General features: G+C 43.4%; 16 protein-coding genes. 12 read left to right on the forward strand and 4 right to left on the reverse strand.

Going from position 1 to position 15310, the window contains the following annotated elements; all coding sequences use genetic code 11:
• Positions 1-170: 170 nt before the first annotated feature.
• From BROSI_RS06400 to BROSI_RS06430, 7 genes are all read left to right on the forward strand, one after another.
• The gene (locus BROSI_RS06400; protein WP_200891706.1) at positions 171-836 is read left to right on the forward strand and encodes a protein-L-isoaspartate(D-aspartate) O-methyltransferase; all 666 of its coding nucleotides are present in this window, start codon (positions 171-173) and stop codon (positions 834-836) included.
• Between the two features lie 39 nt (positions 837-875).
• Positions 876-3203 carry a glycoside hydrolase family 15 protein gene (locus BROSI_RS06405; RefSeq protein WP_052562925.1) on the forward strand — a complete coding sequence of 776 codons (2328 nt, stop codon included), beginning with the start codon at positions 876-878 and terminating at the stop codon, positions 3201-3203.
• 16 nt (positions 3204-3219) lie between these two features.
• Positions 3220-3468, forward strand: coding sequence for a hypothetical protein (locus BROSI_RS19780; protein WP_157842411.1), 249 nt, complete (start codon positions 3220-3222; stop codon positions 3466-3468).
• A gap of 340 nt (positions 3469-3808) precedes the next feature.
• Positions 3809-4975 (forward strand): cysteine desulfurase family protein, encoded by a 1167-nt coding sequence (locus BROSI_RS06415; RefSeq protein ID WP_052562927.1) that lies wholly within the window; start codon positions 3809-3811, stop codon positions 4973-4975.
• Between the two features lie 64 nt (positions 4976-5039).
• Positions 5040-5591: a Uma2 family endonuclease gene (locus BROSI_RS06420; protein ID WP_052562928.1), complete on the forward strand. Its 552-nt coding sequence runs from the start codon at positions 5040-5042 to the stop codon at positions 5589-5591.
• A 16-nt stretch (positions 5592-5607) separates the two neighbouring features.
• Positions 5608-6033, forward strand: a complete 426-nt coding sequence (gene nifU, locus BROSI_RS06425; protein WP_052562929.1) for a Fe-S cluster assembly scaffold protein NifU — start codon at positions 5608-5610, stop codon at positions 6031-6033.
• 103 nt (positions 6034-6136) lie between these two features.
• Positions 6137-6367 carry a sulfurtransferase TusA family protein gene (locus tag BROSI_RS06430; RefSeq protein WP_052562930.1) on the forward strand — a complete coding sequence of 77 codons (231 nt, stop codon included), beginning with the start codon at positions 6137-6139 and terminating at the stop codon, positions 6365-6367.
• 126 nt (positions 6368-6493) lie between these two features.
• Here BROSI_RS06430 and BROSI_RS06435 read toward each other — a convergent pair whose 3' ends face one another.
• The 4 genes from BROSI_RS06435 to BROSI_RS06450 all read right to left on the reverse strand — a co-directional run bounded on the left by BROSI_RS06435 (position 6494) and on the right by BROSI_RS06450 (position 9492).
• A complete protein-coding gene (locus tag BROSI_RS06435; protein WP_052562931.1) occupies positions 6494-7309 on the reverse strand; it encodes an MlaD family protein in 816 nt (271 codons plus the stop codon).
• Positions 7310-7320: 11 nt separating this feature from the next.
• Complete coding sequence (locus tag BROSI_RS06440) at positions 7321-8064, reverse strand: ABC transporter ATP-binding protein (RefSeq protein WP_052562932.1); 744 nt, start codon at positions 8062-8064, stop codon at positions 7321-7323.
• A gap of 47 nt (positions 8065-8111) precedes the next feature.
• On the reverse strand, positions 8112-8888 hold the full coding sequence (locus tag BROSI_RS06445; RefSeq protein WP_052562933.1) for an MlaE family ABC transporter permease: 777 nt from the start codon (positions 8886-8888) through the stop codon (positions 8112-8114).
• Positions 8889-8964: 76 nt separating this feature from the next.
• The gene (locus tag BROSI_RS06450; RefSeq protein WP_052562934.1) at positions 8965-9492 is read right to left on the reverse strand and encodes a hypothetical protein; all 528 of its coding nucleotides are present in this window, start codon (positions 9490-9492) and stop codon (positions 8965-8967) included.
• Positions 9493-9648: 156 nt separating this feature from the next.
• Between BROSI_RS06450 and BROSI_RS06455 the strand changes: the two genes are divergently transcribed.
• The 5 genes from BROSI_RS06455 to mreD all read left to right on the forward strand — a co-directional run bounded on the left by BROSI_RS06455 (position 9649) and on the right by mreD (position 15307).
• Positions 9649-10845 (forward strand): molybdopterin molybdotransferase MoeA, encoded by a 1197-nt coding sequence (locus BROSI_RS06455; protein WP_052562935.1) that lies wholly within the window; start codon positions 9649-9651, stop codon positions 10843-10845.
• Positions 10846-10937: 92 nt separating this feature from the next.
• A complete protein-coding gene (gene lnt, locus BROSI_RS06460) occupies positions 10938-12677 on the forward strand; it encodes an apolipoprotein N-acyltransferase (protein WP_052562936.1) in 1740 nt (579 codons plus the stop codon).
• A 180-nt stretch (positions 12678-12857) separates the two neighbouring features.
• Positions 12858-13913: a rod shape-determining protein gene (gene mreB / locus BROSI_RS06465; protein ID WP_052562937.1), complete on the forward strand. Its 1056-nt coding sequence runs from the start codon at positions 12858-12860 to the stop codon at positions 13911-13913.
• Positions 13894-14724, forward strand: a complete 831-nt coding sequence (gene mreC / locus BROSI_RS06470; protein ID WP_162183225.1) for a rod shape-determining protein MreC — start codon at positions 13894-13896, stop codon at positions 14722-14724. Before mreB ends, mreC begins: the two co-directional genes overlap by 20 nt.
• An 85-nt stretch (positions 14725-14809) precedes the next feature.
• Positions 14810-15307, forward strand: coding sequence for a rod shape-determining protein MreD (gene mreD, locus BROSI_RS21270; protein WP_082059077.1), 498 nt, complete (start codon positions 14810-14812; stop codon positions 15305-15307).
• The last annotated feature ends 3 nt before the right edge of the window (positions 15308-15310 follow it).

Raw genomic sequence — 15310 nt, forward strand, 5'->3', positions numbered from 1 at the left:
ATTTTGGCAAACCATACAGAGTTGGTGCAAGAAAACTGTACGCATTGGACTTAATTAGAAAAAAAGAGATATATGCGACTGAAAAGATTTGAAGACAACTTTTTGTGTTGTCGAGCCCTACAGGTATCGCATCCGTCATATTGACAAATAATGTTTTAGAACGGTACACTTTGGATACTTCACAAAACATTGAGATATATGCAGCACAAAGGTTTCAGATGGTGCAGTACCAGCTCGTAAGCCGTGGTATTCAGGACGAGCGCGTGCTAAAGGTGATGTCGGAAGTGCCCAGACATCTTTTTGTGCCAGAATCATACCGGCACGCTGCGTATGATGATTGCCCTTTGCCCATAGGAGAAGGGCAGACGATCTCACAACCCTATATGGTAGCTATTATGACACAATGCCTTGAATTAAAAGGAAAAGAGAAGGTATTGGAAATAGGGACAGGTTCAGGATATCAAGCTGCAATACTGAGCAAATTGGCAAGCCATATTTACACAATAGAGCGGCATGTAACACTTGCGTCAAGAGCAAAAACTATTTTAAAACAAATGGAATATGATAATATAGACGTAATCGTGGGAGACGGGAGCCTGGGATTGACAGAGAAGGCGCCATTTCATGGGATCATTGTCACGGCCTGTGCGCCTCATGTCCCAGAGTGTTTATTAGATCAGCTTGAAATCGGCGGGCGATTGGTAATACCCATTGGCGATCCTTACAATCAGGTATTATATCAGGTTCTGAAAACGAAAAACGGGGTAGAAAGCCGAGCCATCTTGGAATGCGCCTTTGTACCTTTAATCGGTGAAGAAGGCTGGAAAACGGAATAATCATATTGGAAAATATACATTATCTGAAGAAAGACAATAATGCCTAGAGATATTCCCGTTGGCAACGGTTCATTATTGGTTGCATTTGATGCGGACTACACCATTCGAGATCTCTATTACCCACGTGTGGGAAAGGAAAATCACGCGCTGGGAAATCCAAGCAGATTTGGTGTGTGGACCCGTGAAGGGTATTCGTGGATCAATGCACGCGATTGGAAGCTTTCCCTGGGATACCAAAAAGAAACCCTCGTAACTAACGTACGGGCGTTTCATGAAAATCTGGGTCTTCAGCTTGCCTCCAACGATGTTGTTGATTTTGAGAAGAATATCTATATGCGCAAGGTGACCGTTCGGAATCTAAAAGATAAAGAAAGAGATGTCCGTCTTTTCTTCCATCAAGACCTGAGTGTAATGGAGAACGAGATTGGCGACACGGTATTTTATGATGCAAAGCTAAATTGCCTCATCCATTACAAAGGTCCGCGCTATTTTTTGGTGAACTGTTCTGCCGGAGACGTCTGGGGCGTAAGGGAATATGCAACGGGAATCAAGAGACATCGGGGCGCAGAGGGAACATGGCGTGATGCCGAGGATGGCATTCTGGAAAGGAACCCCATAGCGCAGGGGTCTGTGGATTCAACAATCGGTATTCCGTTGAAAATTCCGTCTCTCGGAGAATCTGTTGTGTATTACTGGATCACTGCCGGCAGGAATTACGGTGAGGTTGATGCCCTGAATGACATTATTTTAAGCGAAAAACCACAAAAGATAATTGACAGGACGGCAAGTTACTGGCGCCATTGGGTAAATAAAGAGGAATTTAACTTTGGAAACCTGCCAACTGACGTCGTTGATCTTTTTAAGAGGAGTCTGCTGATCCTCATGACACAGATTGATAGCGGTGGCGCTATTATCGCCGCAAATGACTCAGACATCCGACAATATGCAAAGGACACCTATAGTTATATGTGGCCAAGAGACGGCGCGCTGGTATCCCATGCACTGATGAAGGCGGGATACACCAACGCATGCCGGAATTTTTTTAACTTTTGCGCAAACGTTATTACACCATACAATTTCTGTGCAAGCGTTATGGTGGAGAATGGTTTTTTATTGCACAAATACAATCCTGACGGCTCTTTTGGCAGTTCCTGGCATCCATGGGTAAAGGGTGAGGAGATACATGTGCCGATTCAGGAAGACGAAACAGCCTTGCTTCTCTGGGTACTATGGCAATACTATAACCTGTACAGAAAGATTGATGAAATACGCCCCCTCTATCACTCCTTTATTGAAAAAGCAGCGGACTTTCTTGTGAGTTATCGAGATGAACAGACGGGGCTGCCACTTCCCTCCTATGACCTGTGGGAAGAACGGCGTGGTATCCTCTCCTTTACAACAGCCACCGTATATGGCGGACTCATGGCTGCCGCAAACCTTTCTGATATATTTTATCACACTGAAAAGGCGACGTTATACAGACAGACTGCAACACAGATTAAAAAGGCAATCGATCAACATCTTTACAGCGAGAAACATAAGAGATTTTTGCGCATGATCTATCCAAAGGAAGACGGGGAATATGAGATCGATGCAACAATTGATGCCAGTTTGTATGGGATGTTCGCTTTCGGTGTATATGATTCCAATGATATCAAGATACAAAATACGATGGGAGCAATCGAAGAGGTCTTATGGATCAAGACCAAGATAGGAGGAATTGCACGGTATGAATATGACCAATATCAACGTGTCGGAAATGATGACACGATTCCGGGAAATCCATGGATAATCTGTACCATGTGGTTAGCACAATACTATGCATCAACGGCAAAGTCTGTTGAAGATCTCGAACGTGTGGTAAATTATCTACGCTGGGCCGTGTCCCGCGCATTGCCCTCCGGCGTGCTGGCAGAACAGATAAATCCATATACCGGAGAACCTATTTCCGTTTCTCCGTTGACGTGGAGCCATGCTACCGTAGTACAGACGGTAATGGATTATCTTGAAAAGCTGCAGGAATTACATACCTGTGATCGATGCGGGAGGTCGATATTCCGTTATGATCGGGCAGGTCGGCAACAGGTAAAAAAACATTCTCCGACACAGGGAGGAGAAATTTCTGACCAGGAACAGATCCAATACCTTGATCAGGCAAGTCTGAAAAAAGGCAGTGACAACATTCATGTGAGCGTGGATCAAAAGCAGTGTGTTGGTTGTGGAATTTGTGTTGAGAAATCACATGGAGTTATGGATGTGGTCGAGGACAAGGCAAAGATTATTGCCGAGAAGGCGGCAGACTGGGATATCCCGCCAGGATTTGAAAAGTGCTGCCCGTTAGGGGCAATTACGGTGGAAAAGAAATAAAAAGGAGTGGGAGAGTTTGCTCAAACCGTGTCGCTGGTTACCACTGATAAAACCATTACGGATTCCAAACTTGTGTCAGTGGTTTGGCAAGTGTTCTTTCAGCCAATTTAAAGATCATGCGGTGTTTAATGCGAACACCTTGTGGCCTCTTCTTTGTATCCGTTATAATCTCGCCTTGAAAGTTATCTGTGAACTTTCTCCCCAAAAGGCCATGACATCAGAGGCATCGAAGTTCACCAAGGCATGTTCTACCAGTTCAGAGTAGATCTCAACCAGGCTTTGCCGATCCTTGAACATCACATCGGTAGCATATTCCCCTTGATCCAGCGCCCAATAATATCCTTTGGAAAATATCTTTTTGATTCAGGGCAGAACGGCATTTATTTGCCGGAAAAGAGCATCAAATGCCTTTGCAAAATTGACGCCAGGAAAGAGACATCATTGATTTGCAAGGAATAGCCATATTACTGGCAAACTGAAGACCAGGAATTGTGCCACAATGACATTATTAAATGGTTGGATTAAAAGAAGAAGATGATATAATAATATAGAAAATTTTCAACTTTTCAGAATTCATTTTTTCACTCTATGCAGGAAAATATTTCATGACAAAAATATATATGGACAATGCTTCGGGTACACCCATGCACCCGAAGGTAGTAGAGGCTATGATGCCGTTTTTAAAGGAGGGTTTTGGCAATCCCTCGAACCTGCATCAATTTGGAAGAATTACGAATGATGCCATACAAACAGGACGGGGACAAGTAGCCAATCTTATTAACGCAAAACCGAATGAAATCACATTTACATCGAGTGGTACGGAGGCCAACAATTTTGCCCTGAAGGGCATACTCGCTGCCCACAAAAAGAGGGGAAATCATGTTATCACCTCACAGATTGAACATTTTTCCGTGCTTAATCCCTTAAAATCATTAGAAAAATCAGGATACGAAGTTACCTATCTGCCTGTTGATAAATATGGGATGATAAATCCCGACGATGTTAAAAAGGCAATGAAAACCACTACAACAATGGTGTCCATAATGTATGCTAACGGAGAGATTGGAACGATTGAACCAATGAAAGAAATCGGGGTAATCACAAAGGAAAAGGGTGTCATTTTCCATACTGATGCCGTTGCCGCAGCAGGAAACATACCCATTGATGTCAGAGAAGCAAATATTGATGTCCTGAGCATGTCTGCCAATCAATTTTACGGCCCGCCGGGGGTTGGGGCGCTTTATTTAAGGGAAGGAGTAAGAATACTCCCTTTCATGGAGGGTGGTGTGCAGGAAGGTGGCCGCAGGGCAGGAACGGAAAATATTATTGGCATTGTGGGTATGGGAAAGGCCTCTGAACTGGCAAAGACAGAAATGACCCAGCGCATGGATAAGGTTCAGAACTTGAGAAACCAGCTAAGAGATGGCATAGTAAAAAATATTAATCATGTGCATATCAATGGACACCCGATGAATCGCCTGCCGGGGAACCTCAGTTTGTGTTTAGAATATATAGAAGGTGAATCGGTTTTATTATTCCTGGATATGCAGGGAATAGCTATTTCCAGCGGATCTGCATGTACCTCCCGGTCGCTCAAGGCGTCTCACGTCATCATGGCCACGGGCGTAGACGCTGCACTTGCACAGGGAACGGTACTTTTCAGCTTAGGAATTGATAATTCCGGGGATGATGTCAAATACGTCCTGGAAAAGCTGCCTTCCATCGTTGAACGGTTAAGGCAAATGTCCCCGTTATATACGAAAGGGAAGTAAAGTCTTTACAATATCTTATATTTTACCAAAGTGATGTGAGGTAAAAAAGATCAGGAGGTCTATCATGGTGACGGTCATTATAGAAAAGAAAAAATATACCTATGAGGATTATCTGAAAACCCCCGATGATAAGAGGTATGAACTTATCAATGGAGAATTACTTATGACCCCCTCACCGATTCCAAAGCACCAACAAATCTCCGGGAAACTTGAATTTATGTTGAGAAAGTTTATTACAGAAAATAATCTTGGTGAGGTGTTTGATGCGCCATGCGATGTTTACCTTGACAATGAAAACGTAGTGCAGCCCGATATACTGTTCATCTCTCAGGATAGATTGGGTATTATAGGCGAAAAAAATATACAGGGTGCACCCGATCTTGCAATAGAAATAATTTCAGAAAATAGTGTTTACAGGGATATGGTGCAAAAAAAGAGACTCTATGCGAGCTTTGGCGTTAAAGAATATTGGATAGTACTTCCAAAAGAGGAAGAAATAGAGGTCTATGTCCTGAAAGATAACACCTACCAGCTTTATGATACCTATAGGAACACCGGTATTCTTGAATCACCCTCTCTGAAAGGTTTGAAAATAGTTTTAAAGGAAATATTTTGAGATTAGGAGTTCTAATATGCAATATAGCGCAAAGGTAATGGATCATTTTGCAAATCCCCGCAATGTAGGAGAGTTCCCTGATGCTGATGGTGTGGGGGAGGTTGGAAATCCAGCCTGTGGCGACATTATGAAGATGTCCATCAAGGTCAAGGATAACGTAATTGTCGATGTGAAATTCAAGACCTTCGGTTGCGGCGCTGCCATAGCAACCAGTAGTATTTCCACAGAAATGATTAAGGGAAAGACCCTGGACGAGGCCTTACAACTTACCAACAAGGCAGTGGCAGAGGCATTGGATGGGCTGCCCCCGGCCAAGATGCATTGTTCCGTACTTGCCGAAGAGGCTATTGAGGCAGCCATCGATGATTATCTCAAGAAGACGACTGGTAAAGGACTTGAAAAGAAGAAGGAACATGCACACGATGAACATCATGGGCATTAAATTCGATTCCATAAGAAATTGTTTCAAAAAAGATCGGTTTATTCGTGAAAAAAATTGAGCAACTCTCTATAACGTAAATCAAAATTTAAAGTAGGAATTTTTCATGCAGGCAGATGAAACACTGGATTGTTATGGGCTCATGTGCCCTATGCCCATCTTTAAAACTTCCAGCAAAATCAGGAATGTTGAAATAGGGAAGGTGCTTGAGGTCATTGCCACAGACGAAGGTATCAAGAAGGACATTGTTTCCTGGTGCAATACTACAGGAAACGAACTCCTGGAAATCAAAGAGGAAGATGGAGAAATTCACGTTTTTATCAGAAGGCGAAAATAGGTATTGCCATAAGTAAATCCGTAGGGACATGGAGCGCCGTGTCCCTAGCTATCCCAATCTGATAAAAAAAGCAAAAACAAGCCATCTCTTATGGCCCCCCCTAAGCAGTTATACGGTTATAATTCTTCATTTCTCTTCTTTTCCCTTTTCAATGCTCTTTCGAATCAACTTGCGCAGGATAAAGCTACGTTCTGCACCACCCAAAAGTATTTTTAGATTTTCGTACAGGGTCGGATCCGCTATCAGGGCACCCACAGTACCTTCCCCATCGGCAATCTTTCCGGTAATCTCATGCAGAGACCCGGTAGTCTTAACCAGTTTTTCCATGAGTTGTTTGCCTTTCGGGTCGTACATAAGGGAATAGAGTAATCCGTCGCCTTTTTGGAAGGCATTAATACTTTCATTGAGTGACGCAGAGATTTTGTTTAATGATTCTGCAAAACCGCCCTCCTCAAGCTTTTTAAAAATTTTTGAAAAGGATTCAACGGTGCTGAGAGAGTTCTCAAGTGCAGCGGTATAATTGATCGGCTCTATACTTTTTATTGAATCGCCATCCTCCACCACAGGCTCAAGGCATGCACCAGACATAATTTCCACATAAGAATCCCCCGTCACATAGCTCAACCACTTAATAGTAGCAAAGGAATCACGGGTTATATTTTTCTGAACCGATTTATCCACCTTTAGTAACACTTCAATCCCTTTACAAGGCAATTCATTGGGCAAAACAACGTTCTTTACCTGTCCTATTCCCACACCCATAAATCGTACCGGGGCACCTGGCTTCAATCCGTATACATTCAGAAACTTCGTTTTTACTGTAATCTGAGGCGCAAAATATCCTTTTTGAGAACCGAGAATAAAGACCATGGCGCCAAAGCCTGCCAAAGTTATCAGGGTAAAGATCCCTGCCCGCAATTCAGCAAATTGTTCTTTTGTCATACGAAGCCCCTTTACTCACAGATAGTGCCACTGATAAAATCTTTCACAATCGGTATCTTGGAGGTTGCAAGTTCCTTCCATGTCCCAACGATAATAATCTTTCCCTCATGAAGCATGGCAATCCTGTTGGAAACGGTTTTCACACAGTGCAGGTCATGCGTCACAACAATTGTGGTAACCCCCAACTTCTTCTGCAATTCAATAATCAACTCATTAATGCGTTGTGCTGTCATCGGATCTAGTCCTGTCGTGGGTTCGTCGTACAAGATAATATCAGGTTCTGTAGCAATCGCCCTTGCCAGTCCGACCCGCTTCTTCATCCCACCGCTCAATTCTGCCGGCATCTTGTTTTCAATACCGCCTAATCCCACGAGCTGTAATTTTTCAGCTACCCGTACTCGTATTTCTCCCTCGGTAAGTTGAAGGTGCTCCCGGAGCGGATAAGCGATATTTTCAAACACCGTGAGTGAGTCAAAGAGGGCCGCCCCCTGAAACAACATCCCCACATGTTCCCGCAACTGAATCAGTTCGTCTTCCCCCATTTTGGTCACATTTTTACCAAAGACCATAATGTCGCCTTTATCAGGCTTCATAAGCCCAATTAATTCTTTCAGGAGTACACTCTTTCCAGAACCACTCCCACCAAGGAGGGACATAATTTCGCCCTCCAGGATGGACAAGTTTATCCCATTATGGACCGGAAGTCCATTAAAGGATTTGTGGACATTTTTAAATTCGATAATTACCTTAGACATTAAATCTGCGGTATCAAAGTTTTTTCATTGGTCTTATGATTACATTGCTAGAACAGAATCAGAAACAATTTTGTCAGGAAAAAATCAGAAATCAGGATCAGGATCGATATGGTCACGACGGTAATGGTCGTAGAACGGCCGACACCCGTTGTGCCTCCGGTAGTTTGCAGGCCAAAATAACAACCAAGCACAGCAATAAGAAACCCAAAAAACACCGTCTTCCCAATGCCACTCAATAAATCAGAGATCGTAATCGTTGTTAAAACGGAATCGATATAGAAAGTACGATCTATCTCAAGCTCAAACAGCGCAATAATCATACCCCCAAATATCCCAACGATATCTGCCGTAACTGTAAGCAATGGTAATGTAATCATTGCGGCGAGTATCTTGGGGGTCATCAGTTTTTTCACAGGGCTTGCCCCCAGGGCACGCATGGCATCGATCTGTTCCGTTACCTGCATGGCGCCAATCTCTGCCGCAATACCGGACCCCACCCTTGCGCCTACCATGATTGACGCCATGACAGGACCCAACTCCCTGACAAGGGATAAGGCAACTACACTGCCGACATATATCTCGGCACCGTACATACTTAATCCATAAATCGTCTGCAAAGCCATCACCATCCCTGTAAACAGGGCAATGAGATCAACCAACAGCAGCGATCCTGCCCCGAAGTTGTCTATTTCCCGGAGTACCAGCTTCAGGTTGAACGGGGGTACAAAAATCCCCACAAATCCCTTGATCGCCAACAAGGTCACCTGACCCACCGAGAGGATAAACTTTTTAGCTGCAACATCGATGGATAATAAAATATTCATAGGTTATTCTTACTGTCCCTTAATAATAAGTAACCGCTTCTCTAAGTATCGTTTAATATTTCCACAAAACCTATGTTCACAAGGAATTATTTTTTGTAAATCTAAAAGTCCTTACCATATTCTCAAAATCACCCTTCACAGAATCAAATGAATCTGCCGGAGCCCAGTACACCAGATCGTAAACCTTATCTCCCACCTTGATGACATAGGAGTTGATCTTTAATTTGTTATTGTCCATTTTACCCTCTAAAATGGTATGTAGCGCACTTTGATTATCTACAAGCACAGAGTCCTCCGATACGATTTTCTTGGCTGTCATTCCAATAAGAAGATGTCTCTTGAGCATTTCCAGAGAAAACCCTTTATTTTCTATTTTACTGGAGATGATGGCAATCATGGCTTTATATTGTTTATGCCATAAGGCTATATCCACTTTATCTGCCATAACCGGTTCCCATCCATTTCCAGGTATGCCTACAGTATATCCTTCGTGCCGAGGGAAAAAGATGCCCTCTTTAATTTTTAGCGCGGCGCAACCACAGACATAAAGGAAACTTGATATGCTTAACCAGCAGATTGCCTTTTTGATTGAAAAACAACTCACTATGGGCTCCTTTTGTTACAAAAACATCTTGATAAGAGTTAAGTCCTTATATACATTCGGTTTCTTTCTGTCAAGTATTTTTCAAAAGAAAGGGTGTCTGTCTTTTGAGTAACAATACTTGACATATCGTTACCATTCATTTAACATAGAAAAACTATGATTTCAGTTGATACAGCGATAAAGATTGTTGCGGATACCGTCGAACCACTGCCATCCAGAACAGTACCCTTTGAAAATACCCTGGGGTTCTGCTTAGCCCAGGATGTGCAATCCGATATCGATATGCCTCCCTTTGACCGCTCGGCAATGGATGGCTACGCTATCGTTGCGGAAGACACTACTGCCGCTCCCTTGGAACTAGCCGTTATTGAAGACATTGCAGCGGGTCACATGCCCACAAAAAAGGTATTACATGGACAAGCATCCAAGATTATGACAGGAGCCGCCGTACCTGAAGGGGCAGATGCCGTGGTCAAGTTTGAGGAAACAGAAGATATCTCAAATAATCGTGTAAAAATTCTCAAGTCCGTTCGCAAAGGTAGTAACATCTCAAGGCGCGGCGAGGACATGCAGGCAGGGCAAACCGTTCTTCACAAAGGTATGCCTATAAGGCCTCAGGAAATTGGCATCCTTGCTATGGTGGGAAAATCCCGTGTAGAGGTATTCTCTGCACCAACGGTAGGCATCATCTCTACCGGCGATGAGCTGGTGGATGTGGGATGTAAGCCTTCCACTGCACAGATCAGGAATAGCAATGGTTATTCTCTGTCTGCACAGGCCAGACGTTTAAAGGCAGAGGTTGAAATCCTGGGTATTGTTAAGGACACGAAGGAAGAAATTTCAGATATTATGCGCAGGGGTTTGCAAAAGGATATACTGATCCTTTCAGGCGGCGTCTCCATGGGGGAATACGACCTGGTAGGAGACGTAATGAAGGATTTCAACACAAAGATCTATTTTGAGAAGGTGGCGTTAAGACCCGGGAAACCTGTCATTTTCGGCAGAAAGGACAAAACCTTTATCTTTGCCCTACCGGGAAACCCGGTAGCATCTTTTGTTACCTTTGAATTATTCATTTACCCGGCCATCCGAAAGATGATGGGATTCTCCGACATCCACAGGACTATGCTAAAGGCATCTTTGGAGACTGAGATACTCGTTAAGAGAAAGCGTCGTGAATACCGCCCCGCATCCCTTCGCATGCATAATAACGCATGTCTGGTTTCTCCGGTAGAATGGCATGGCTCTGCCGACCTGTTGGCTACTACCAGGGCCAACTGCCTGCTTATCGTCCGCGAAGACGCAGAAAAGCTTGCCTTAGGGCAACTGGTCGACGTTATACCCCTGGATTAAATTAGGCCTTCGGCAATTTTTTATCGCGAAATATATCAACCTGTAGGGACACGGTGCACCGTGTCCCTACTTTGAATTCCTTACGTTAAATTATGCCTTTGGCAGTTTCCAAAACCTTGAGCAAAACAAATTTTGTAAAAATCCTCATCCTTTCCCTCCTAACCATTCTTTTTTTATGCCTTTCTTTTCCACCTGCTGACCTGGGGTATCTTGCATGGATTGCTTTTATTCCATGGCTCTTCCTTATGGTAACCGAAGAAAGGTATATTTGCCTTACTGCCTTGTTTGTCGGGGCGGTATTCTTCTTTATCCAGCTTTCGTGGTTACGCCATATAGCTATTATTGCCTGGATTTTGCTGAGTTCGTATTGCTCTGCATATTTTCTCACCTTTGCATTCTGTACCCGATTTATTGTCTTTAGATTGAAATATCCACTCGTTATCGTTGCACCCGCAATATGGATAGCGCTTGAATTTATACGATCATTTCTCCTTTCCGGATTTCCCTGGTTTTTTATTGGACATACACAGTCTCAGTATCTGCCGGTAATACAGGTCGCCGATATCACCGGCGTTTACGGCATCTCCTTTGTCATTGTCACGGCCAACGCGGCTCTTGTCGATCTCATAATCTGCTACCTCATAAACAGGCGCAAAATCCCCCCCCTCTCCCCCCACCCTTACAAAGGAAGGGAAAAAGAGTCGATAAAAAATTTATTGAAAAGGGAATATTTTGCAGAACAATATGCTAAGTGTTTGCTCCCTGGACGAAAATGTATCTTTTTCAACCTGACGTGCACCCTCCCTCTAACGCTCCTGACGGCTGTCCTGTTATACGGGTTGTACTGTCTCAATCACTATGAACCTGAAGAAGGTCCCATCGTATGCATGGTACAGGGGAATATACCCCAGGATTTAAAATTTGAGTCTACCGAAGAAGATCAAATCCAAATCCTAAAGAAATATGCTGACCTTTCAAAGGGTGTTAAAGGGAGAGCAATTGACTTGCTTGTATGGCCAGAAACGATGATGCCCGGATTACTCAACATCAACCCTGAGCTCACGGGCAGAAAAATCGATTTCCTGTCCCAGCTAACCGCTACCCAATTAGCACAGGATTTAAACACAAACTTACTTTTCGGAGGGATCGCCCTAACCCTGGCCGGAGAGGAACAGGTTTATTTTAACAGCGCCTATTATTATAACAGAGGCGGAACCTTATTAGACCGCTACGACAAGGTTCATCTTGTGCCATTCGGAGAATTTACACCCCTGAAAAGATATTTCCCTTTCCTGGCGAATCTTGTGCCTTACGAAATTGGTTTAACCTCTGGTAACAAGAGGACATTATTCCATTTGGATACCCTCAAAAATGGAAGTTTTACGTTTGGTTCGTCTATCTGCTATGAGGATACAGTGCCATCTTTGATCAGAAAATTTAAAAAAGACGGGGCAGATTTCATGTTAAATATAACGAATGATGGCTGGTTTCGCGATAGCGCCGAGCTTGACCAGCATCTTGCCATTATGGTATTTCGGGCAATCGAGAACCGCATCTGTATGGCACGCGCAGCCAATACCGGCATATCTTCCTTTGTCGCTCCCGATGGCACTATTTATGACAAGTTATCAGACGGCAGGGGAAGATACAGAGAAATTAGTGGCACGCTCATAAACTGTATAAAATTCGTGAAAAAATATAATCCTTTCTATACCATCTACGGGGATTGGTTTGCAATTCTTTGCACAGCGGCAACGGGAATTGTACTTTTCATAGCCATCTTGAAATCCAGGGTTATTTGTTACCAAAATTCCAGGAGGGGAACCAGCTAACCAGCTTCTTTCTCCAAATTTTTTCAACTTACTTTTTAGGGGGTTAAGAGATTTCCACTTGACATTTTATAAATAATAACCGTATAATTAGATTTGATTTAGTACTAACTATAAAATACAACAATACTTGTGAAAAATGCACAGTAAAATCGAGTTCCCAGCAGAAAAACAATACTCCGAATGCACCCATTAGATTTCATATTAGGTTTTGTCTCAACGGACATGGGGATCGACCTTGGTACGGCGAACACGCTTGTTTGCATTCCTGGACAAGGGATTGTGTTGTCGGAACCGTCTGTTGTTGCGGTAAAACCAGGAACGAATAAGGTTCTGTTAAATGGGAACGCGGTAGGAAACGTTGCCAAGTCCATGCTGGAAAAGGCGCCAAGCAGTATCTCTGTTATACGCCCGCTCAAAAATGGCGTCATAGCGGACTTTGATATCACCGAGGCAATGCTCAAATATTTTATTACAAAGGTACATAAACGCAAGTGGGGCGTTCGGCCAAGGATATTGATTGCAATTCCATCGGGTATTACGGCTGTGGAGAAACGGGCGGTAGTCAATTCAGCAGAGCGCGCCGGTGCACGAGAGGTTTACCTTGTCTCTGAGCCGAAAGCGGCAGCAATTGGAGTAGGCCTACCGGTAGGCGAACCTGTAGCAAGCATGATCGTTGACATCGGCGGTGGAACTACAGAAGTCGCGGTCATCTCACTAGGTGATATATTCACGCACCAAAGCCTCAGGATTGCAGGAGATGAATTTGACGAATCCATCGTCCAGTATATACGGAAAACCTATAATCTGGACATTGGACACCGCACAGCAGAACAAATAAAGATTGAAATCGGCTCTGCCTATCCTTTGGAAGAAGAACTTTCCATGGAGGTCAGAGGCCGTGATGCCATCGCAGGGTTACCCCGGGCAACGACTATTACCTCTGTAGAGATCAGAGAAGCCTTAAAAGAGGCCTTCGATAAAATTGTAAGCGGCGTGAAGTCTACCCTTGAAAATACAGCCCCGGAGTTAGCATCGGATTTAATAACCAATGGTCTGGTATTAGTGGGTGGTGGCGCATTGATCAGGGGCATGGACAAACTCCTGGCAGAAGAAACGGGACTACCTGTACAAGTGGGTAATGACCCACTGACAGCCGTTGCAAGGGGAACGGGTTATCTCCTCGAAAACCTTGATTTATTTAAGTCTGTTTTACAGGATGAGGACATCCACTCCTAGTTTCAGCGATCTCATAAAAAATCCCCTTGTAACCATCAGTACCCTTTTAGCAGTATCCCTGGTCTTGCTATTTTCATCGCCAAAATTTTCAAATCGTATCAAAATGACCTGCGTTGCCCCCATCAGACCAGTGCAGTGGGCAACCTGTTTCTGCAGTAATTCAGCCAGTAATTTTTTTGATAAAATCATCTCTGCGTGGCAAGATGCGCACGGGAAGAAACAACTGGAAGATCAGGTAACCCAGTTCAAAAATAAAGTTGTAGAACAGCAGGATACCATATACAAATTACAAAATAAATTACACACCTTATCAAAATTCCAGACAGAAAATAAAAATACCAAAACAAAATTGATACCGGCAGACATAATCGGATATGACACATCAAATTTGAGAAAAAGCATCATCATCAATGCCGGCTCAAAACATGGTGTAAAACCCGATGACATAGTCGTATCAAATAATGCACTTGTTGGAAAAATTACCTTGGTAAGCGGAGGAAACAGCGTTGTTCAGCTTATTACAGATCCCGCGTCGCGCATACCTGGAAGGATTGTTCAAACGCGGGAACAAGTCATTGTTGAGGGGGATGCTACGGTTTTTTGTAAATTAAAATATGTACCGCGCTGGGCAAAGTTAAAAACCGGTGATGATATCGTCTCTTCCGACATTGGCGGATTCTATCCATCATCTCTGCCGATAGCTACGGTAATGGAAAACAAAACGAAAGATGGCGACCTCTTTCAATCGGTAAAGGTATTGCCCAAGGTAAACATTTCAAGAATTGAGAGCGTACTTGTCGTTTTGAATTAAGACTCATGTAGACCGAAGAAACTGTCGCTCTACTTTCTGTATCGTACAGATTTTTACAAACGAATATACTGGTATACAATACATTATGCGGTGGCTTACATTTTTTTGTATCCTATTCTGCATCTCTCTCTTTCAGTCAACTATGATACATTGGATCAATCTCGGATCGGCAGTGCCCGATCTGTACTTTCCTTTCGTAGTATTTTATTCCTTTCTGACAGATGTGAAAAAAAACACCCTTGCAAATTGGCTCACGGGCTTTTCAAAAGATCTATTTTCGGAAGGAAGCCTTGGAATAAATTCCATATTTTTTGTTGCTCTCGGTTTTTTTATCTGGTCCTTCAGAGACATACTGTTTCGGGGACATTTGGCTACCCAGGTTCTCATCACATTTATCTTTTCCGTCATATACAACATCCTTTACGCATTGTACATCTCGGTCTCTTTTCATTCACTCCGTTTTCCATCAACACTCTGGATAATCTTTTCCTGCTCCTTTTATACAGCTATGCTTGTCCCTATCCTGTTTTGGATATTTAATAAATTTCAGCCCACCCGGAAGCTTTTTTTCAATCAAGGGTAAATA

Source organism: Candidatus Brocadia sinica JPN1, assembly GCF_000949635.1.
GTDB lineage: Bacteria > Planctomycetota > Brocadiia > Brocadiales > Brocadiaceae > Brocadia > Brocadia sinica.